The 19,553-nt window shown below is 50.1% G+C and carries 21 protein-coding genes; 12 read left to right on the top strand and 9 right to left on the bottom strand.

All coding sequences use genetic code 11. From position 1 onward, the window contains the following. Positions 1–29: 29 nt before the first annotated feature. Positions 30–2,156, bottom strand: coding sequence for a T9SS type A sorting domain-containing protein (locus tag DZK30_RS18015; RefSeq protein ID WP_118975554.1), 2,127 nt, complete (start codon positions 2,154–2,156; stop codon positions 30–32). A gap of 196 nt (positions 2,157–2,352) precedes the next feature. Between DZK30_RS18015 and DZK30_RS18010 the strand changes: the two genes are divergently transcribed. Next, positions 2,353–3,732 carry an MFS transporter gene (locus DZK30_RS18010; RefSeq protein WP_240432950.1) on the top strand — a complete coding sequence of 460 codons (1,380 nt, stop codon included), beginning with the start codon at positions 2,353–2,355 and terminating at the stop codon, positions 3,730–3,732. A gap of 170 nt (positions 3,733–3,902) precedes the next feature. Here DZK30_RS18010 and DZK30_RS18005 read toward each other — a convergent pair whose 3' ends face one another. Further along, positions 3,903–4,781, bottom strand: coding sequence for a bestrophin family protein (locus DZK30_RS18005; protein ID WP_118975553.1), 879 nt, complete (start codon positions 4,779–4,781; stop codon positions 3,903–3,905). Between the two features lie 239 nt (positions 4,782–5,020). Between DZK30_RS18005 and DZK30_RS25960 the strand changes: the two genes are divergently transcribed. Beyond that, entirely contained in the window at positions 5,021–5,197 is a 177-nt protein-coding gene (locus tag DZK30_RS25960; protein WP_162903210.1) for a class I lanthipeptide, read from the top strand. A 47-nt stretch (positions 5,198–5,244) separates the two neighbouring features. Then, entirely contained in the window at positions 5,245–5,421 is a 177-nt protein-coding gene (locus tag DZK30_RS25955; protein WP_162903209.1) for a class I lanthipeptide, read from the top strand. A 67-nt stretch (positions 5,422–5,488) separates the two neighbouring features. On the opposite strand, the gene DZK30_RS18000 is transcribed toward DZK30_RS25955, so the two are convergent. Together DZK30_RS18000 and pdhA are read right to left on the bottom strand one after the other, a co-directional pair. Beyond that, positions 5,489–6,193: a tetratricopeptide repeat protein gene (locus tag DZK30_RS18000; RefSeq protein ID WP_118975552.1), complete on the bottom strand. Its 705-nt coding sequence runs from the start codon at positions 6,191–6,193 to the stop codon at positions 5,489–5,491. Between the two features lie 163 nt (positions 6,194–6,356). Then, positions 6,357–7,349, bottom strand: a complete 993-nt coding sequence (gene pdhA / locus DZK30_RS17995; protein ID WP_118975551.1) for a pyruvate dehydrogenase (acetyl-transferring) E1 component subunit alpha — start codon at positions 7,347–7,349, stop codon at positions 6,357–6,359. A 174-nt stretch (positions 7,350–7,523) separates the two neighbouring features. Between pdhA and recF the strand changes: the two genes are divergently transcribed. The 6 genes from recF to DZK30_RS17965 all read left to right on the top strand — a co-directional run bounded on the left by recF (position 7,524) and on the right by DZK30_RS17965 (position 12,983). Then, positions 7,524–8,591: a DNA replication/repair protein RecF gene (gene recF / locus DZK30_RS17990; protein WP_162903208.1), complete on the top strand. Its 1,068-nt coding sequence runs from the start codon at positions 7,524–7,526 to the stop codon at positions 8,589–8,591. Between the two features lie 114 nt (positions 8,592–8,705). Beyond that, positions 8,706–9,698, top strand: a complete 993-nt coding sequence (locus DZK30_RS17985; RefSeq protein ID WP_118975549.1) for a sterol desaturase family protein — start codon at positions 8,706–8,708, stop codon at positions 9,696–9,698. A gap of 143 nt (positions 9,699–9,841) precedes the next feature. Continuing rightward, complete coding sequence (locus DZK30_RS17980; RefSeq protein WP_118975548.1) at positions 9,842–11,290, top strand: hypothetical protein; 1,449 nt, start codon at positions 9,842–9,844, stop codon at positions 11,288–11,290. A gap of 100 nt (positions 11,291–11,390) precedes the next feature. After that, positions 11,391–11,981: a TlpA family protein disulfide reductase gene (locus DZK30_RS17975; protein WP_162903207.1), complete on the top strand. Its 591-nt coding sequence runs from the start codon at positions 11,391–11,393 to the stop codon at positions 11,979–11,981. A gap of 20 nt (positions 11,982–12,001) precedes the next feature. Beyond that, positions 12,002–12,580, top strand: coding sequence for a guanylate kinase (gene gmk / locus DZK30_RS17970; protein WP_118975546.1), 579 nt, complete (start codon positions 12,002–12,004; stop codon positions 12,578–12,580). Positions 12,581–12,620: 40 nt separating this feature from the next. Beyond that, on the top strand, positions 12,621–12,983 hold the full coding sequence (locus DZK30_RS17965) for a YtxH domain-containing protein (protein WP_118975545.1): 363 nt from the start codon (positions 12,621–12,623) through the stop codon (positions 12,981–12,983). Between the two features lie 100 nt (positions 12,984–13,083). Here DZK30_RS17965 and DZK30_RS17960 read toward each other — a convergent pair whose 3' ends face one another. Both DZK30_RS17960 and DZK30_RS17955 read right to left on the bottom strand, forming a co-directional pair. After that, positions 13,084–13,464: a hypothetical protein gene (locus DZK30_RS17960; RefSeq protein WP_162903206.1), complete on the bottom strand. Its 381-nt coding sequence runs from the start codon at positions 13,462–13,464 to the stop codon at positions 13,084–13,086. A 29-nt stretch (positions 13,465–13,493) separates the two neighbouring features. Further along, the gene (locus DZK30_RS17955) at positions 13,494–14,237 is read right to left on the bottom strand and encodes a glycine-rich domain-containing protein (RefSeq protein WP_118975543.1); all 744 of its coding nucleotides are present in this window, start codon (positions 14,235–14,237) and stop codon (positions 13,494–13,496) included. A gap of 98 nt (positions 14,238–14,335) precedes the next feature. Here DZK30_RS17955 and DZK30_RS17950 point away from each other — a divergent pair, with 98 nt between their 5' ends. Further along, the gene (locus DZK30_RS17950) at positions 14,336–15,220 is read left to right on the top strand and encodes a hypothetical protein (RefSeq protein WP_118975542.1); all 885 of its coding nucleotides are present in this window, start codon (positions 14,336–14,338) and stop codon (positions 15,218–15,220) included. On the opposite strand, the gene DZK30_RS17945 is transcribed toward DZK30_RS17950, so the two are convergent. Then, positions 15,214–15,984: a biotin--[acetyl-CoA-carboxylase] ligase gene (locus tag DZK30_RS17945; protein ID WP_118975541.1), complete on the bottom strand. Its 771-nt coding sequence runs from the start codon at positions 15,982–15,984 to the stop codon at positions 15,214–15,216. The two genes, DZK30_RS17950 and DZK30_RS17945, sit on opposite strands and share 7 nt — an antisense overlap. A 57-nt stretch (positions 15,985–16,041) precedes the next feature. Between DZK30_RS17945 and rsfS the strand changes: the two genes are divergently transcribed. Both rsfS and ftsH read left to right on the top strand, forming a co-directional pair. After that, positions 16,042–16,446: a ribosome silencing factor gene (rsfS, locus tag DZK30_RS17940; protein WP_205529483.1), complete on the top strand. Its 405-nt coding sequence runs from the start codon at positions 16,042–16,044 to the stop codon at positions 16,444–16,446. A gap of 140 nt (positions 16,447–16,586) precedes the next feature. Beyond that, positions 16,587–18,668, top strand: a complete 2,082-nt coding sequence (ftsH, locus tag DZK30_RS17935) for an ATP-dependent zinc metalloprotease FtsH (protein ID WP_118975540.1) — start codon at positions 16,587–16,589, stop codon at positions 18,666–18,668. Between the two features lie 64 nt (positions 18,669–18,732). Here ftsH and DZK30_RS17930 read toward each other — a convergent pair whose 3' ends face one another. Next, positions 18,733–19,116, bottom strand: a complete 384-nt coding sequence (locus DZK30_RS17930) for a DoxX family protein (protein WP_118975539.1) — start codon at positions 19,114–19,116, stop codon at positions 18,733–18,735. 43 nt (positions 19,117–19,159) lie between these two features. Beyond that, positions 19,160–19,540, bottom strand: a complete 381-nt coding sequence (locus DZK30_RS17925; protein ID WP_118975538.1) for a DoxX family protein — start codon at positions 19,538–19,540, stop codon at positions 19,160–19,162. Positions 19,541–19,553: the final 13 nt, after the last annotated feature.

Raw genomic sequence — 19,553 nt, 5'->3', positions numbered from 1 at the left:
CCGGTATTGATAAAGCACTGTTGCAGACGTTATTGCCGTTGCAGCAATATTTTTTTCGAAATGCGGTATTGCGGCGTCACGATATGTACCATGTAAAGCCCATTGGGATAACTGCGAAGATCTACCGTAACGGTAATAGCATTTCTTGAGCCGAATACCGGCACAATTTTCCTGCCCCTAGCATCATACATATCAATTACAGCATCGCCTATACCATCGCCTTCAATCGTAAACAAGCCATCACTGGGATTGGGATAGAGTGATAGGTTGCCGGAACTTGTAGCTTGATGCACCGTCGACATGCCGGTATTTTCCTGTGAGCTCGCGTTAGTTCCTCCTGTTCCTGCAGGCTTATACATAAAACCGTTGTACTGGTCGGAGCAAGTCTTAGCATTAGCCAAGGGGAAATCGGCATCCCACCAGGCTGTTCCGTTCCACATAAAATCATGGATCTTATTATCCTTCGAAATGTAGAATAGCTGACCACCCGGGTAAGCAAGATCGCCGGCAACATTCGTTATGTTGTTAGCGAGTGGGCCATCAGTATAGGTACTACTTCCCGGGCTTACAGGATAAACATTGTGTATCCTTCCGTCTGTTCCTTTGTAGAATATCTTGTCCGTAAGATTGTCGAAAGCCATAAAGCCATCCATGGTATAAGGCATATTGGCACCGTAAGTGGATTCAACCCAGGTACTGCCATTCCAGGTTACATAATGTATCTTGCTATCGGTACCTTTAAAGTAAAGCCTGCTTCCGTAAAATGCGACTTCTCCGATACAACCGGTAGTAGGAATTTCATTTAGCTGGGGAGCAGCATATCCGTTCCATAAATTGAAAATACGGTTATCGGTAGTTTTAAAAAAGACATTGCCTCCCGCGGCGGGGCTGAGGGCGAGGGAACCTGCTACTTGTATTCCCTGCCAGTTGCCGGGGTCAATACCTGAGGCGACCCAGCCGCCTCCCGATTGATAAACCCTGTAAATTTTGTCGTCGGTACCAATGTAAAAAATACCATCAGACCGCCAGGCAATATTGCTTTTGACATCCACTATGGTAGGAATCGCCTGCAATACCCAAAAGTTGGCTGCAGTGGAATAAAGCATACGGTAGAGCTTATTGTTCGTCGACTTAAAATAGACCAAGGTTCCGAGATCATCGCTTGCCAACCAACCGGAGACCCTGACATTTCCCCAGCCATTGATAGGGTTAATGGCGGTATAAGCCCATTGACTGCCATCCCATCGACGGTGATGCAGTTTCTGGTCAGTACCTGTATACATCAGTTGACCATTAGGCATCGTAATCAGATTGTGACGGCTGTCGTCGTTGATCAGTGGCATATTCAGGCTGACAGAATTGGAAGTAAGGCTACCCGACACTGCTCTGACGGAGACTGTACCGCCATGAATGCCGTCGGGAGTTACGGTAATGGTATTGCTGGTGGTGGGCGAAGAGGTGATTATCCATCCGGTGGGCAGGCTCCAGTCGTAGGCGGCGGCGCCGTTAACGGTATTGACAGAAAACGTGATCGGTGTTGAAGAAGAACAGAAAGGCTGCCCCGAGGCCGTAAGATTACTTGGTGTCCGTAGTCTTGTCTGGAAGGTGAGTGAAGCCGTTATTCCCGAAGAGCAGTTGCCGTTACAGTTAGCGGTACAGTTGACCACGAAAGAGCCATTTCCCCCGGTCAAAGGTGGTGGGTATGCCTGGATATAAGGCAGGCTGCTGGAACCAGTAATACATACACAGCCGGGAATACTCCAGGAGTAGCTGCAAGCGCTGCCACATGGGTTGATCATATTGGCCGAAAACAGTTCGCCGGGATAAACATCCTGTGTAGGTGCAGCGATGTAAGGGGCGAGTGTCAGTGTGATGCTTTCGCTTTGATAGTTCCAACCGGCATCATAAAATTGCACTTCAAGCGTCATATTGCATGTGCCCTGTGTCGGTACAATAGTTACTTTATTCGAATATTGACCTAAAGTGACGTCACCGTTGCCGGAAAGTATCCAATATATACCTTGCGAGCCAGGATATTGCAAGGTGAAGGATGCCGGTTGCCCAACTTTAACGCAAGTGGTACCGGTTATCAGCGCGCTACACACCTGGGTAAGGGATAGCAGCAGGACGAATAAAACTAGTTTTGGTGTGTTCATGTTTGGTTTTTTAATAAAAGTAAGCAGGGGGGCTGGACCCGGACAGGATTAACTTGTGGTATAGCAGAATTACTTTGTGGTATGGGCTGTTGGATTGGCGGGATTGTAGCCACACTCCGCCGCTTAACGTTCTTTTGATCAGAAATAAAAACCCCTTCCTGCGGGGAATCGTATTTTTGCAAAAAAAGTTAGCTCCTTGTCCTTTTCCGATACCTTTCTGCAAAAGAATCCCGCGCTTGCGGTTAAAGAATTCCGAAACTACCTCGCCATTCGCTTCGGTCTCATTTTTGCGCTGGCCATGCAGTTCTCGATTGTTAGTTACTGGGTATACCACCTCACGGGACAAAGCAAGCTTGCGCTGGGTTTTGTAGGTCTGGCCGAAGTGATCCCCGTTATCAGCTGCTCTTTATTTTCGGGCCACATTGTCGACCAGCACGAAAAAAGGGGTATGCTCCTCAAGGCGCTCACAGGCTATATTATGCTGGGGCTGGGGCTCTTCTACCTGGCCACACCTTTCGCGATGCAGCACCTGGGCCACGACCTGCGGCTGGGCAGCATTTTTTTTCTCATTTTCATCGGCGGTATTTTACGCTCCTTCCTGGGACCGGCTTCCTTTTCCTTACTGGGGCAACTGGTGCCGCGCTCCGAATATCCCAACGCGACCAGCTGGTCCAGCATGGCCTGGCAGATCGGCGCCGTACTGGGACCGCTTATTGCCGGTACTACGATCGCTATGTTCAGCCCGGCTATACCAGAAAGTATGATCAACAATGCGGAACAAGTGAGTGCCCTGAAAGCCAACAGCGGCGGCATCGTTATCGCGTCGGCCATGGTATTCTTCATCGAGCTGTTATTGCTCATCCCGCTATTGCGCATAAAGCCTAAACCGATCCTGAAGCAGACCCGCGAACCTATATTCAAAAGCATAGGAGAGGGTCTTAAATTTGTTTTCAAAACCCCCGCACTGCTGGGGGCGCAATGCCTTGATATGTTCTCGGTATTGTTTGGCGGCGCGGTCGCGCTGCTCCCTGCCGTACAGCAGGAATTTTTCCCCGACAACGGCAGCTTCTTCAGCGGGGCCACGGCATTCGGTTTCCTGCGCGCGGCGCCGGGCATCGGCGCTTTGATCACCCTGGGTTTGCTGGCCTTTATACCGCTGCGTACTCATCCCGGCAAAAAACTGTTTGCCTGTGTAGCCGGTTTTGGCGTGAGCATTATCATTTTCGGGATCTCCCGCAATTTCTTCCTTTCCTTCGGCGTGCTCATCTTATCGGGTATGTTCGATGCTGTGAGCGTGGTTATCCGCGGCACCATATTGCAATTGGTAACACCCGACGATATGCGGGGCCGTGTGGCTTCTGTCAATACCATGTTCATCAGCTCCTCCAACGAACTGGGCGATTTTGAAAGCGGCGTAATGGCCAACTGGCTGGGTACGGTGCACGCTATCGTTCTCGGCGGTTGTCTTACTCTGGCCGTGGTGGCCCTTACCTTCTGGCGGGCGCCGCAATTACGGCTATTCTCATTTGCCGAAGAAAGGGGTACGAAGAAAAAGGAAGATGCTACATCGGGTTAGCAAGCAGTATTCCGTAGAGATGTAGCAATGCTACATCTCTACGGAATACTGCTGAGAGATCAAATAATTTTCATTACATGCCGCTCCGGGAATCTTTCATACCTGTACAGACGTAGCATTGCTACGTCTGTACAGCATTTGCTACGCCTCTACGGAATAGTACTGGAAGATCAGATAATTTCCCCCACATGCTTCTTGATATTGGAAGCCATCTTATCCATCGGCAGATCATTGGGATCGAAGCCGAAAGGATCTTCAATTTCCTCGGCCACCAGCTCCAGGCTCGCCAGCACATAAAAGACAAAGGTGACGATAGGCGCCACATAATAGCCCAGCAATACCACATAGCCAAAGGGCAGCGTCATCACATAAATGAAGATGAATTTCTTGATAAAGGAGCTGTAGGAGTAGGGGATAGGCGTATTCTTGATACGCTCGCAGGCTCCGCAGATATCGGTAAAAGAGGAGAGCTCGCCATTGAGCGTGATCAGCTGGTCGCCGCTTAGCTTGTCCTGCTTGTACAGGGTATTGATCCTTTGCATCATGAGGCCTGCTACCTGGTTGGGCACATGCTTACGGGTATCGATACTGTCTAGCTCGGGATGGTCGGTCTCGTCCAGGGCCATGCGGGTTACTTCCGATTGCAGGTGGTCTTTGAGCACAGAGGCATATAAAGGGATCGTTTCCCGGAAGAAATTCCTGGCGTTTTTATCTTCGGTATCCAGCATCACGTTTAGCTTCAGCGCCAGGTTGCGGCTGTTGTTGACCAGGGCGCCCCAAAGCTTACGGCCTTCCCACCAGCGGTCGTATGCCGTATTGGTACGGAATACCAGCAGCATGGATATCGCAAAGCCCAGCAACGTATGCATCACCGGCACATTCTTCACCCAGCTGTTCTGGCCCAGGTGCAGGTACTCTATCTCCCAGAAGGCGATGCCCAGCGAAAAAAGGGCTACGAAAACCATGTAGGGAAAAAGCCGCCTGAGCGTATCCGACTTCTGGATATGGAACAATACTTCGTACCAGTCTTTGGGGTTGTATATCTTCATCGATGCTATAGAATATAGGCGGCAAATATATACGATTTGTATTAAAACCGCCGGAGCCTCCACTTGTGTTCCGTATCGGCTTGCTCCACCAGGTTATTTCCCTTGTATTATAATTAACATATGCTCAGCTGCTGTCAGGCAGTCTTTTATGCATCTGCTGTCGACGATGTGTATTAAAAAGGGCAATAACAAAGCAGGTTTTGGTAATTTTAAGTTCACCCCAAACAACCATTTTGATTATGAAGAAGAAACTGCAATCGTCAAAGCTGAACCTGGCTAAAAAAGAAATCCTCAGCCTCAGCACCGGCGAAAGCCGGAAGATCCTGGGTGGTGTTAACACCAATGCGAACTGCCCGCCTTCTGTAGGCTGCACCAAGTATCAGCCCTGCATTACCTGCAACTGTCCCGACTGGTAGGCCTGCCGGTAAGGAACAAGTTCTTTTTTCACCCCCAAAAACAAATAATGATGAAAAAGAAAAGCGCAAGTACCCGTTTGTCTTTGAAGAAAAAAACCATCGTTTCCCTGGGCGAGCAAAAAATGTATCTGCTCCGCGGCGGAAGCTCCGAAGTGGATCCCTTTACCTGCCTCAGCCAGGTCATGTGCAGCGATTCCAAGCACCTGTTTACTTGTAAATGCTGATCTCGCCGTATAAACAAAGAACCCTCCGGTCATTAAGGCCGGAGGGTTCTTTTATCGAATAGGATTATTAATCGTTAGTCAGCTCACCCAGGCGGGCCAGGTATTTATCCACTTCCTGAGCCTGCTGGCTGTAGGGATATTTGGCTTTTAGGTCGAGATAGAGCTTTTTGGCGTCATCTGCTTTGCCCGATACCTCGCTGGCCAGGGCCGCACGGAACAGGTACAGTGGAGAAATGAAGTTATCTTTCTCGTTGGCTGAAGCTTTCTTGTACATTTCAATGCCTTTGGCATTGTTGTTGGTTTCCATATAGGCATCGCCAAGGGCGCCATAGGCCAGGTATTCCAGCGGTGTACCTTTACCGTCAAATTTTTCCAGCTGTACGATCGCATTCTTGGCATCGCCGGTACGCAGGTAGCTGAGGCCGGCATAATAGCGGGCCAGGTTACCGGCTTTGGTATCGCCGTATTTCTTGATCACGCTCAAAGCGCCGCCATGCTGGCCATCGCCATTGAGGGCGTAGTTAAGCGAATCCATACCGAACCATTGCTCGGCACTGAATAAGGCATTGGCTGCCTTTTCTTCGTTGGGCTTCTGCACCAATTGTTTATAACCGAAATAACCGCCTACCAGCAACACCACCACCACAACAGCGCCGACAATTATTTTTTGATTTTTTTCAAAAGAAGACTGCATTTTTCTCAGGGAGTCGCCTCCCTTGTTCTCCGTAATTACCGGGGCTTCGCCTGGATTCGTTCTGGTAGTATTTGCCATTTGGGGTAATAAAGTAATATAAAGTGAGCGCAAAGGTAAAATATTTTCTCAATTTGTCAAGTGTCGCCTGGCAAAAAGAGTCGCCTTACCCGCAATAAATTATGCTTGAAAGCAAATGCCGTCCGGGGCTTTAATTCCCGGGCGGCATTTGTCCGGAATGGTCTTAGTCTTTGATAAAAGGATAATCGGGCTGCATGTAGATGTGTTCATACAGGGCGCTGTCCTCGGGATAAGGACTTTCTTCTGCAAAACGCACCGATTCTTCCACTTCCTCCTTTACCCTTTCGTTGATGGCTTCGATCTCTTCGTCGGTAGCCCAGTTGTTCTCTTTTATCTTTACCAGCGCCTTTTCGATTGGATCCTGCTCCTTGTATTCTTCTACCTCTTCCTTGGAGCGGTATTTGGCCGGATCGCTCATCGAGTGGCCGCGGTAGCGATAGGTCTTGATCTCCAGGAAGGTAGGTCCGCCTTTTTCACGGGCGCGCTTGGCGGCGCGCTCGATAGCTGTATGCACGGCCTCGGGGCTCATCCCATCTACCGAATCGCCGGGCATATCGTAGGCATCGGCCAGGCGATAGATATCAAGCACCTTGGAGGTACGTTCAACCGAAGTACCCATGGCATAATGGTTGTTCTCGCAAATGAAGATCACGGGAAGCTGCCACAGCACAGCCATATTGAAGGTCTCGTGCAGCATACCCTGACGCGCAGCGCCATCGCCAAACATGCAAATGGTCACCCGGTCGTTGTTATTGTACTGGTCGGCAAAGGCTATGCCGGCGCCCAGGCCTATCTGTCCGCCTACAATACCGTGCCCACCGAAGAAGCGCTTTTCTTTGGAAAAAAAGTGCATGGAGCCGCCCTTGCCACCGGTACAGCCGGTGGCTTTGGCATAGAGCTCAGCCATACAGGCATTGGCAGTAATGCCTTTGGCAATAGCTAAACCGTGATCACGATAAGCGGTGATCAGGTTATCGTCTTCCCGAATAGCCGACATAATGCCCGCCGATACAGCTTCCTGTCCTATATATAAATGGCAAAATCCGCGGATCTTCTGCATGCCGTACAGTTGGCCGGCCTTCTCTTCGAAACGGCGCTGCAACAGCATACTTTCATACCATTTCAGATAAATCTCTTTTCCGAATTGTGTTTGCACAGTTTAACTATTTTTGTGCGAAAATATAAAAACTTTGCAGAAATGCTTGGGGCAAGGGCGAAAAATGCCGGCGCCTTTCGCGGCCTGCAAGGCCACAGCGCAATTATTGACTTATATCATGCCGGTAAGCTGTGTTCCGGCCCTAACAGCAGCTGCATAGCCAATCCCTTAAGCTTGTCCTTTTTAGAGAAAATATCAATTACCCAATTCCGGAATTTCACAGCCGAGACATTCAGCTTCCAATCGCCTGTGGTGGGCATCACGGGACTCAATGGCGTGGGCAAAACCAATTTGCTCGATGCCATTTATTACCTCTGCTACACCAAAAGCTATTTTCAGAGCCGTGAGCTCAACAATGCACAGCGGGGCACTGCAGGCTTTCGCATCGAAGGCCACTTTGGCCCCGAGCAGATCGTCTGTAAATGGAAGGAGGGCAAAAAAACCGTGGAGCATGATGATGTCCTGTACGAAAAGGTAACGGAGCATATTGGTAAATACACCGCCGTAATGATCGCGCCCGACGACATAGAGCTGATCAACGAAGGCAGTGAGCTACGCCGTAAGTTTATCGACGGATTGCTGTCGCAGAGCGATCCTTACTACCTCGAGCAGCTGCTGGCCTACCAGAAGTACCTGATGCAGCGCAATGCCCTGCTGCGGCAGCAAGGCGGACAGCACCATATCCATAGTCTGCTCGACGTATACGACGAGCAGCTGGCCCGGCATGGCGCTTATCTGGTACAGGAGCGGGAAAAGCTTTCGGTTCGTATTCCGGCCCTGATACAGCAGTATTACGGCATACTCAGCGGCGATGCCGAGCAGGTAGGCCTGCAATACCGGCGTTGCGCCGAACCCGGCCAGCTGTTTACCCTGTTGCAGCGCTCCCGCCAGCGCGATGTGGAATATAAACGTACCCTTACCGGCCCGCATACCGAAGATTGGCTGTTTACGATAGAGGATAACCCGTTGAAATCATATGCCTCCCAGGGGCAAAAAAAATCCTTTCTCGTGAGCCTCAAGCTGGCGCATATCAACTGGCTGCAGGGCCTGGGCAAAAAGCCCTTCCTGCTGCTCGACGATATCTTTGAAAAGCTGGATCGCCGGCGCTTGCTGCAATTATTTTCCCTGCTGCAGCAATGTTCCCTGTCGCAGGTGTTTATGACGCATACCTCGGCCGACGATCTGCTGCAAACCGTTCATCCTTACTATGAAACAGTGCAATTATTACCCTTAGGGTCTTAGCGCCGTCAATTGTCTCATTGTAAAAATAACATAAGAAATAGCCTGATCATTAGGCCAGGTGGGCCGTTTTCGTTATTCTTGTAAACATTTTATGCCTCTTTTAAAAAATAGCCGATGACTTTTTTATCTCTTTTTGGTGCAGACAAGATACCGATGGACGTGATTCACAGTGTGGAGAAAAATGCACCTAATCTGATAATCTGGGCCGTTCCTGCTATGGTCTTGTTTTCAGCCCTCGAAATGCTGATCTCTTATCTCCAGGACCGCAAATTCTACGAAAAGAAAGAAACGATCGGCTCAATATTGGTTGGCGCAGGCAATCTTGTAGTGAGTGCCGGCGTAAAAGTGGTCTTGCTTTACCTGGTGGTCGGCATCTACAACCTGGTACCCTGGCGTATGGAGCTCAATTACAAATTGGCGCCCTGGCGTTGGGATTCTTACTGGTGGATGTTTATCCCTTGTTATGTGATCTACGATCTATGCAGCTACTGGGCACACCGCATTTCCCACGAGCAGCGTTTCTGGTGGGCCACGCATGTGGTACACCATAGCGGGGAAAATTATAACCTGGCGGTATCCTTCCGCCTCAGCTGGATCCAGCATATCAAGGTCATTTTCTTCCTGCCTATTGCCTTTATGGGCTTCCATCCCATTATTTTCTTTGTGACCAATCAGGTAGCCGTGCTGTTCCAGTTCTGGGTACACACCGAATACATCCGTAAGTGTCCCCGTTGGATGGAGTATATTTTCGCTACACCTTCCAATCACAGGGTGCATCATGGCTCACAGGAGCAATATATTGACAAAAATTACGGCGCTACCTTCATTTTCTGGGACCGTATCTGGAAAACCTATGAGCCGGAAGGTGAAAAAGTGATCTATGGCATCACTACCAATATCGAAAACAAAGCCAATCCCATCTTCATCAATTTCCATGAAGTAAAAGATATGATCAAAGATGTGCGGCATGCCAAAGGCCTGCGGCGCAAGCTGTTTTTCCTCTTCGGCAGCCCGGTAAGGATTATGCAGGAAAAAGAGAAAGCGAAAGCCGAAGCCCTGGAACGGCAGCAGGCTACAGAAGCAATGGCGATGGAAAGCATCGCCTGAAAATAGCAAATGCAAAGAGGCTGTCCCCAACCGGACAGCCTCTTCTTTTGAAGCATCCGGGCCAATATATCGCCTGGCCTGTCGCTTAAAAATACTATTGCCGATATTTTACCGTTATTTATTTTTATCTCATTTTTGCGTGTATGCAATTGAAACGTTTACGACATTGGTTATTTCCCCTGGCTATACTGCTGCTGGTGATCGCCATTTCTACTTCCTGCCGTAAGGAAAAGTTCCTCACTTCGGGTGGTGAGATCGCCTTCTCTCTCGATACGCTTACTTTCGACACCGTATTTACGCAGCAGGGCAGCGCCACGCGCAGCATCCGTATCTTTAACAAGCAGAAAGATAAAATAATGCTCAGCTCTATCCGGTTGCGGAAAGGGGAAAAGTCGCCTTACCGGCTCAATGTAAATGGTCAGCCGGGGAAGGAGATCCGGGATGTCGAAGTAGCAGGCAACGATAGCGTATGGGTATTTGCTGCGATCACGATCGATCCTACCAACGAGAACGACCCTTTTGTGGTAGACGACGACCTGGTGGTCACCCTTAATGGAAAAGATTTTTCCTTACCCCTGATGGCCTACGGCCAAAATGCCTACTATATCCGCGACAGTGTGCTGCAAACGCAGACCTGGCGCACAGATAAGCCTTATGTGATCGTGCATAATGCCGTGGTAGACGAAGGTCAGACCCTTACCATACCGGCCGGCGCAAGGGTATATGTGCACCGCGATTCCCGCTTGTACGTGCTGGGTACGCTCAAGATCAACGGCACTGCTGCCGATAGCGTCATTTTCCAGGGCGACCGGCTGGATCCCCTGGTATGGATAGGCGACTATATCGATATACCGGGGCAGTGGGGCGGTCTTTACTTCTTTAAGCAAAGCTATGGCAATGTGATCAACCATGCCGTATTCAAAAACGGGGGAGCCATTACCACCCTGAACGGCCAGGCGGCGCAGGGCGCTACCATACAGATCGATGCCGACACGGTAAAGAATGGTACGCCCAAGCTCACCATCAACAACTCGGTCATTTATTCTTCGCAGGGCTATGGCATCCTGGCCTTCAACAGCTCGCTACAGGCTGACAACTGCCGGATCACCGAATGCGGGGGAGAGAACGTCATGTTCTTTGACGGCGGTAACTACAAAATGCGCTTCTGTACCATTGGTACCTACGGCAGCTCTTATCTTTCCCATACCGAGAACCTGAGTATGGCAGTGCTGAACTATATTCCTACGGGTCAAACCACTTACGATAGCCATCCGCTTACCGCCGATATCCGTAACTGCATTGTTTATGGTTCGCTTACAGATGAGATTTTCATCGATGCAAAGCCGGAAAGCCCGGCTGCCGTTACGCTCGGCAATTGCCTGCTGAAATCGACGGAACCGATACCCGGCTTTGTAGCTGTAAGCAACAACAAGCTGAACCAGGACCCGCTTTTTGTCGATTACAGCAAGGCCAACTATCACCTGCAGGAAGGCTCTCCCGCTAAGGGCGCCGGCCAGGTCATTCCCGGCCTTACTGTAGACTTTGATGGCAAGCCCAGGGGCAATCCGCCCTCTGCCGGCTGCTATGAGTAGCGATACCAAAAAAGTTTTACTTTTGTGAGCCTTGCAGCATGCCTGCAAGGTTTACTTTATTGTTCACACCACAGCATCGGTAGATGCCATCCGGTACGATATGAAAAAGATTTTTGGCCTGCTGGCCCTTGCCACCGCCCTTTCCTTTACGGCAAAAGCGCAATACGAGAACACCAAAATGGCTGTAGGCCAACCGGCTCCTGAGCTTGCCTTCAGCAATCCTGAAGGCAAAACCATCTCCCTTAAGGAGGTGAATAAGGGCCGCTATATCCTGCTCGACTTCTGGGCCAGCTGGTGCGGCCCCTGCCGTATGTCCAATCCGGAGCTGGTAGCAACCTACAACCGTTTTAAAGATCAGAAATTCAAAAAAGCACCTAACGGCTTCACTGTTTTCAGCGTATCGCTTGATAATCGTAAGGAATCCTGGATGCAGGCCATAGCTGCCGACGGCCTGGCCTGGCCCTATCATACCAGCGACCTGAAGAAATGGAGCAGCGATGCCGTAAGCATTTATGGTATCCAGTTCATTCCCCAGGCATTCCTGCTGGGGCCCGATGGTACCATACTCGCAAAGTATGCCACCTCTTCGCTGGCTGCTGCCGATATCAGCAAATACCTGGACGATGGTAAAAGTGCACCGGCAAAGTCAACCAAAGCAGCCGGCAAAAGCGCTAAGACTTCCAAAAAATAAGGGCTTTTCAACCAAGACAATTGAATAAGATCATTATCATTACTGCGCCTTCGGGTTCGGGAAAAACGACTATTGTGCGGCAATTGCTGCAGCGGCATGCCGGCAGCCTGGGCTTTTCCATCTCGGCCTGCACACGCCAGCCCCGCCCGGGAGAGGTCCATGGCAAGGATTACTATTTTCTCAGCGAAACAGATTTTAAGCAGAAGATCGAGGCCGACGCCTTCATAGAATGGGAAATGGTGTATACCGGCAAATATTATGGCACCTTGCGCTCCGAAGTCGACCGTATATGGTCGGAAGATAAGGCGCCCCTGGTCGATATCGATGTGCTGGGTGCGCTGAACATAAAAGCGCAGTACGGCGAAAAAGCAATATCCCTGTTTATACAGGCGCCATCGATAGAAGAATTGCGGCGGCGGCTTTCGGCAAGAGGAACAGAAACGCCCGAAACCTTGCAGGAACGCCTGGACAAGGCTGCCTATGAGCTCAGCTTCGCCGATCGCTTCGATCGTATCATTGTCAACGACAATCTTGAAAATGCTATTGAAGAGACGATGGCCGTAATCAGTAATTTTTTGCAAAAGGATGTGTTGGTATAGAGAAATTATTGCATTTTTGCTGCTCTAAAACATTAAGCTCATGAAAAAATTAAGTCTTGTATTTGCAGTAGCGGCTGCTATTTCGTTCACAGCCTGCAACTCGGAATCAACTACCTCCGAAACGAAGACCGATACCACCGCAACTCCTGAAGGTACCACCACAACAACGACAACTACGGAAACGACAACCACACCGGATAATACAGTGGGACAGAAAGTCGATACCGCTGTGAAAGATGCCAAAGAAACGGCTAAAGATGTTAAGGAAGGGATTAAAGAGACTGCCAAGGATGTGAAAGAAGGTACAAAAGAGGCCGCAAAAGATGTGAAGGAAGCGGCTCAGAAAGGGGCTAAGAAAGTAGAAGAGAAAGCCAAAGAAGTAAAAGAAGACCTGAAAAAGTAAGCAGGCTGCTATAAAGAACGTAAGGCTGTCCGGGTACCCGGGCAGCTTTTTCATTGGTATTATGGTCATTATCCGGAATACCGGTCTTCGGAGGGTTTGCTTACCGGGACCGAGCGGTAAAGCGGGCAAGACCTCCAAGGAGCAGCAAATGCAGCAGGAGCAGCAGCACCAGGAAGCCTACCGGTCTGTGATGCAACCATCCTTGTGTTATGCGGGCCAGCGCTACGATATAGGTCAGCGCCAGGAACCAGTTGGCGCATGTTCGTACCGGTAGCGCGCGCTGCTTCAGGAGCAGTAAGATACCGCAGGCAATGGCCATGTGGATAAGGTAAAACACCAGGAATTGCGGACCTTTCAAAAAGAAGGGAAAAACTTGTCCGAAAAGTAGTCCTGCCGCCAGGCAAGGCAACAGCAAATAGCCCGCACAACAGAGGAAAAGCAAACCGGGGTCTGGTGTTTTATCAGAAGTCTTATATAGCATATGAATTTATTTTAAGGTTATTGTCCGGCTCAATCGCCACCACCACCACAGCCGCCACATCCGCTGCTGCAGCTACTACCACAGCTGCTGCCACCATCGCTGCTGCATCCGCCGCCACTATCCCGGTTGTGTTTCTTCTGTTCCTGTTCGTAGCTGTTTTGTGCCTTGGAAGAGAATATGCCCATGAGCAACAGGAAAATGGCGATGATGGGAGTAAAGGCGACCTCGCCATCACTGCAGCCGGTAAGGAATAAAATGGGGAAAATAACCAGGAGCAGGAGAGAGAGGCGTTGTAAGGCTCGTTGCCATTTGTTGTTCCGTGCTGGTAGTGGTTCATGCGTTTCGTCCCAGAAACGTTCCGGCGCATCGTAGCCGAAGGTGCGGAGGTAAAGGGTCAGCGTATCCGTTTGCCAGTGCTCATGCTTTTCTTTTTCTTCGGGGCCGCCGCGTGAGGGATGGTGGTGGATGTCCTGTCCCAGCGTGTCCCGGCAAAAGGCCTGCCAGTAATTTTGCGTATAGAGAAGATGCAGGTGCCATACTTCGTCGATCACTTTCGATGGAGAAGCGCCATGCGGCGAAATGCAGCAGAGGAAAATGAATTTCCGGTATTCTTCAATGGCCTCCTGGCTGAAAGCGTAAGTCCAGCCGTTTTCGCTGGCCAGCTTGCGGGAAAAGGGGAAAGAGGCGCCGGGCTCGTCGAACCGGAAGGCGGCTATCTTTTGCCATAGTGCCAGCTGTTCCCGGCTGCAGCTGTAAATTGTCGTTTGTTCCATAATTAATCTTTTTAGTTGGAACAAAGCTCCGGTAAGGCCATAAGATGAACGTCTTGTAATAATCCTCCGAAGCCTTATTTTCGTATTAAAATCGTATTATGAGCAAAGAGGAGCTGGCCCACCTGGAACGGCTAATGAATTATATCGCACATCATTTTATCCGCAAGAATGCCTGGGAAGAAGTATCCAAAGCAGAGTGGCTGTATATCTCGTCGGAATTCAACAAGCTGCAGCAAAAGCATCAGCACCTGCAGCAGGAGGTCGCCTTCCTGGGCGATAATTATTTTTACGAGCATCTCGTCATCAAGCGGCTCAAGGCTGCCGGTACAGGGAAGGCATTGCAGGGTATCAGCAGCCCCAATTTTGGCAAAATGAATACGATCGCTGCCTTGCTGGGTTACGACAGCTATATGGATTTTCTGAGCAATGCCGCAGCCAGCTTCAGCTTTCACGAATTGAAGATCAATATTCCGCTGGGCACCGTCAACAGGAACCTGCTGGATCACCTGGTGGGCTATTGGTATTGCTACAACAGTAATCTACCGCTGAGCGGACCGGGTCACAAGGAAGAGCGGGTACGGCGCTCGGCCATGGAGATCTATAAATCGGGCGATGAGTACCTGGTCGAACGCTCCGGTAAGGACAATCACCTGTACTATGGAAAGATCACCGCCTACGCCGATTATATCTTTATCATCATGAACAGCACCACCTTCATCCGGCAGCGGCATTTTATTGGCCGGCTAAAAGATGCCACCAGCAAGCTGAAGCAAAATGGGTTTAGTATAGACCAGATGAACTTTGTAAGCACTTGCGTCAGCTTCAATGGCGACCCGGTAGCCCTCAATGAGCTGTTTGACCGTGTGCCGGCCAAAGCGTTTGAAAAAATATCGGTGGACCTGGCCCTGAGCAGTCCAGAGCTGCCGGCGCATGTGCTGCAGCAATTGAAAGATAAAGGATTGCAGCAGATCAGCGATTATTGAGGTGATAATAGCCACTCCAGCGCGCCGAACTGGTATTTTTCAATCCCTTTATGGGTGAGCAGCACGAGCTGTCCTTCCACATTTACCTCCTGTACGAAGGCTTCGAATACCCTGCCGGTAGCCTTTTCGGCAAACTGTGTTTCTTTGTCCCGCCGAAAAAGGAGCTTATTATAATCCGCCAGCAGGGCAGGGTAGCGGTCGGGGCCAAGCGGCTGCAACAGGTTGAGCACGCCCGATCGGATATCGGTAATGATCTCGGTAAGATCAAACTGCCGGCCCGAAACCATGGCCATCGAGGTGGCCCGCGTTAGCTCCGGCGGGAAGGCGGTTTGGTTGACATTCAAGCCAATACCTGCCACCGAATAAGCCCAATGCATACCCCGGAATACATTTTCGATCAGGATGCCACATGCCTTTTTGTCATTCAGATAAATATCATTGGGCCACTTTATGGCAACCTGCCACCGGTCAGAAAGCGTTTGTAAATATTTAGCAATCGTGAGGGCCACGGCGGCGCTCAGTATAAACTGCCGCTCCGTGGGGATTACCGGCTTCAATATCAGGCTCATCATTACATTTCCTTCGTCATTTTCCCATTTTTTACCCCTTTGCCCCTTACCCTGCAACTGGTGCGCCGCCCATATCACTTCACCCTGCTGTGCCAATCCGTCGTCGATACGCTGCATGGCATAATTGTTGGTACTATCTATAGTATCAAAGTAGTGAAGCCACTTGGGAAATGTATTTTCTACGTTTTGTGCCAAAAAGATTCCTTAATTTTGAACGCAATATAATTCAATAACGCATATTCGCACTAAGCATTGGAGAAAATCATCAGTTCACTGAAAAACCGTATCAAGTCTGATATACGCCTTAACCGCAACAGCAGATTATTCAAAACCATCATTAAAGCCATCCAGGATAAAAAAGGGGAGCAGATCGTTTCATTGGATCTCAGGAAGATCGATGAAGCGGTGGCAGATTTTTTTATTTTGTGCGAGGCGCAGTCGCATATACAGATCAATGCGATCGCTGCTAACGTAGAGGAGGAAGTAAGGAAGGCCTGCGAGGAAAAGCCTTATCATATGGAATCGGGGCAGTTGTGGACCCTGGTCGACTACGTCAATATTGTAGTGCACGTTTTTCAGCGGGACGAACGTAAATTTTACGATCTGGAGGGGTTGTGGCTGGACGCTGAAAAAATGGAACATCCTGCTACGGCTTAACATTCCCCCAGACCGGCTTTTTATATTTAGATAGCGCCCTTCCTGTTCCGGATCGGACCACAGTAGGGCAGGCGTACAGTTTACCGTTTATTGCTTCCCATAAAATAATGCGGGAAGAGCAGTAAACAATCTTGGAGATTATGGAAGATAATAAAAACAGACAGGGCGGTGGGTTGCCGCCCGGTTATGATAACAACCCGAAACGGAAAGGCCCTAAATTCAACATGTACTGGATTTACGGCCTTATTGTCGTTGCCCTGCTGGGACTCAATATTTTTGGCAGCAATATCCAGTCTTCAGAAAAGAAGACCTCTTTCCTGGAGTTCAGGCAAAACTACCTGGATAAAGGCAACGTAAAGAAAGTGGTGATCGTAAATAAGGAGATCGCCGAAGTATACCTCTATCGTCATGATGCGCCGGCCAATGCCAACCAGCGTAACCCCATGTTCAACAACCGCAATGCCGATGAGCCCGACTTTAAGTTCAATATCGGCTCCTACGATGTGTTTGACCGCAACTTTCAGGATGTAATGAAGGCATATGCCGCCGAAGGCAAGCCCCAGGTCCCCGTTGAGGTGGAAAACAGGGGTAGCTTTTTCCGCGATTTCCTCAGCACGGCCCTGCTACCGCTCATTATCCTGATCGCTATGTGGGTGCTCATTTTCCGTAAAATGGGACCAGCGGGTGGCGGTGCCGGTGGCGGTATCTTCAGCATTGGTAAAAGCAAAGCGCAGCTTTTTGAAAAAGGGACCAAGGTCAATATCACGTTCAACGATGTTGCCGGTTTGGATGAAGCCAAAGTAGAGGTAATGGAGATCGTGGATTTCCTTAAAAATCCGAAAAAATATACTTCCCTTGGTGGTAAGATACCCAAAGGAGCGCTGCTGGTAGGCCCTCCCGGTACCGGTAAGACCCTGCTGGCCAAAGCCGTTGCCGGTGAAGCTCAGGTGCCCTTCTTCTCCATGTCGGGTTCCGATTTTGTGGAGATGTTTGTAGGCGTAGGCGCCAGCCGTGTGCGCGACCTGTTCAAGCAGGCCAGAGATAAAGCGCCCTGTATCGTATTCATTGATGAAATTGACGCTATAGGCCGTGCCCGTGGCAAAAATGCCGTCATGAGCAACGACGAGCGCGAAAATACCCTGAACCAGCTGCTCGTGGAAATGGACGGCTTCAGCGGCGACAGTGGCATCATCATCCTGGCGGCGACCAACCGTCCCGATGTACTCGACAGCGCCCTGCTGCGTCCCGGCCGCTTCGACCGCCAGATCTCGATCGACGTGCCCGATGTGAATGGAAGGGAAAAAATATTTAACGTGCATCTGCAGCCCATCAAGAAAGCGGCCGATCTCGACATCAAAAAGCTGGCTTCCCAGACACCTGGCTTTGCCGGCGCCGATATCGCCAACATCTGCAACGAAGCGGCGCTTATCGCTGCCCGTAAAGGACAGAGCGAGGTACGGATGCAGGATTTCAACGATGCCATCGACCGTGTGATCGGTGGTCTTGAGAAAAAGAACAAGATCATTTCTCCCGAGGAGAAAAAGATTATTGCCTTCCATGAAGCCGGCCACGCAGTATGCGGCTGGTTCCTGGAGCATGCGCATCCGTTGGTAAAGGTATCGATCGTGCCCCGTGGCGTAGCCGCCCTGGGCTATGCGCAGTACCTGCCCAAAGAGCAGTTCCTGTATACTACTGAGCAAATGAACGACCAGCTGGTAGGTCTCTTCGGTGGCCGTGCGGCTGAGGAGCTTATTTTCGGCAGGATATCTACGGGCGCACAAAATGACCTGGAACGCATCACCAAAATGGCCTATTCCATGATATCCATCTATGGTATGAATGGTAAGGTCGGTAATGTTTCTTTCCACGACTCGCAGCAGGAATATACGATGAGCAAGCCTTACTCCGAGGCGACTGCCGAGATGATTGACCGCGAAGTACGCATCATGATCGAAACCCAATATGAAAGGGCAAAGGAGTTGCTGCGTATGCATATGACGGCGTTGAGCGACCTGGCGCAGGAGCTGTTGAAGAAGGAAGTGTTGTTCAAAGACGACCTGGAACGGCTCATCGGCAAACGTCCTTACGACGACAACCAGGCAACCGATGTGCTGCCGGCTGCCGACAGTCTGCCCGTGAGCGAGGCGCTGAAGAACAAGGAAAATGCTACGGCAAATACCAAGGACAACAACGCAGCAGCAGATACTACAGCAGACAGCTAATATCAAATAACTGACAACAAAAATGGCCGGCATTATTTGCCGGCCATTTTTTGTTGTAATAGTCCTACCGCGATGCTATCGCTTTGCGGCGCTTGTGATAAAAGATATAGGAGCCAAAGATAAGACCATAGCCGAGGATGATCGTAAATACCCAGGCCGAAGGCGGATCGCCTACTGCTATGCTGGAATAAATAGCGCCGGTAATATCGAAGGTAAGGCCCGCATAGGCCCATTCTTTCAGTCGTGGGAAGCCGGGTACGAGAATCGCTATAGCCCCCAGGATCTTGGCCACGCCGATGAAGGGTAGGAAATAAGCAGGATAATGCAAATGGTCGCAAACTATTTTTACGGCATCCGGTGTGCTCAGCACGTCGGGTATGGCGCCGGCGCCCATCAGGACAGCCAGTAGTATCGTGAAGATCCAGTAGGCGATATTGATCTTTTTCATAAAAGAGGAAAATTAGGTGAGTAATGTATGGATGGAATAAGGGCTAAGCGGCTATGGCTGGCATCGCCGCCTTCCGGTTAAAGAAATAGATCAGCGCCAGCAATACCAGGGCGATGACAGGAAAAATGACATTGGACGCCTGACCTACCGACGACCAGGAAAACAAGGCGCCGATGAAGTTAAAGGCAAAGCCTGCGAAGGCCCATTCCCGCAGCCTGGGAAAGCCGGGCACGAGTATCGCGATAAGGCCGAGTATCTTTAATACACCGAAGAAGCGTAGCAAATAGATGGGATAGCCTAATTGCTGCAGCGCATCGATCCCGGCCTGCTGCAGGGTAATACCACCTATGGCGTCCATAAGCATCAGGAGCGAAAAAAGAATGGCAAAGATCCAGTAAAGGGTACGGACTGTTTTGGGTTTCATGTGCTTTGTTTTA

It is taken from the genome of Taibaiella koreensis, from assembly GCF_003545715.1.
In the GTDB taxonomy this organism is placed as follows: Bacteria; Bacteroidota; Bacteroidia; order Chitinophagales; family Chitinophagaceae; genus Taibaiella; species Taibaiella koreensis.
The sequence above is the reverse complement of the archived record's forward strand: the minus strand, read 5'-3'. Positions and strand labels throughout refer to the sequence as shown.

Excerpts from the sequence above, each read along its gene's own strand:
- DZK30_RS17950 (WP_118975542.1), top strand. The coding sequence starts at position 14,336 with ATGAGCAAAGAGGAGCTGGCCCACCTGGAACGGCTAATGAATTATATC.
- ftsH (WP_118975540.1), top strand. The coding sequence starts at position 16,587 with ATGGAAGATAATAAAAACAGACAGGGCGGTGGGTTGCCGCCCGGTTAT.
- DZK30_RS18015 (WP_118975554.1), bottom strand. The coding sequence starts at position 2,156 with ATGAACACACCAAAACTAGTTTTATTCGTCCTGCTGCTATCCCTTACC.
- DZK30_RS17960 (WP_162903206.1), bottom strand. The coding sequence starts at position 13,464 with ATGCTATATAAGACTTCTGATAAAACACCAGACCCCGGTTTGCTTTTC.
- DZK30_RS17965 (WP_118975545.1), top strand. The coding sequence starts at position 12,621 with ATGAAAAAATTAAGTCTTGTATTTGCAGTAGCGGCTGCTATTTCGTTC.
- DZK30_RS25960 (WP_162903210.1), top strand. The coding sequence starts at position 5,021 with ATGAAGAAGAAACTGCAATCGTCAAAGCTGAACCTGGCTAAAAAAGAA.
- DZK30_RS17930 (WP_118975539.1), bottom strand. The coding sequence starts at position 19,116 with ATGAAAAAGATCAATATCGCCTACTGGATCTTCACGATACTACTGGCT.
- DZK30_RS17925 (WP_118975538.1), bottom strand. The coding sequence starts at position 19,540 with ATGAAACCCAAAACAGTCCGTACCCTTTACTGGATCTTTGCCATTCTT.
- DZK30_RS17955 (WP_118975543.1), bottom strand. The coding sequence starts at position 14,237 with ATGGAACAAACGACAATTTACAGCTGCAGCCGGGAACAGCTGGCACTA.
- DZK30_RS17980 (WP_118975548.1), top strand. The coding sequence starts at position 9,842 with ATGCAATTGAAACGTTTACGACATTGGTTATTTCCCCTGGCTATACTG.
- DZK30_RS18000 (WP_118975552.1), bottom strand. The coding sequence starts at position 6,193 with ATGGCAAATACTACCAGAACGAATCCAGGCGAAGCCCCGGTAATTACG.
- DZK30_RS18005 (WP_118975553.1), bottom strand. The coding sequence starts at position 4,781 with ATGAAGATATACAACCCCAAAGACTGGTACGAAGTATTGTTCCATATC.
- DZK30_RS17985 (WP_118975549.1), top strand. The coding sequence starts at position 8,706 with ATGACTTTTTTATCTCTTTTTGGTGCAGACAAGATACCGATGGACGTG.
- DZK30_RS25955 (WP_162903209.1), top strand. The coding sequence starts at position 5,245 with ATGATGAAAAAGAAAAGCGCAAGTACCCGTTTGTCTTTGAAGAAAAAA.
- DZK30_RS17975 (WP_162903207.1), top strand. The coding sequence starts at position 11,391 with ATGAAAAAGATTTTTGGCCTGCTGGCCCTTGCCACCGCCCTTTCCTTT.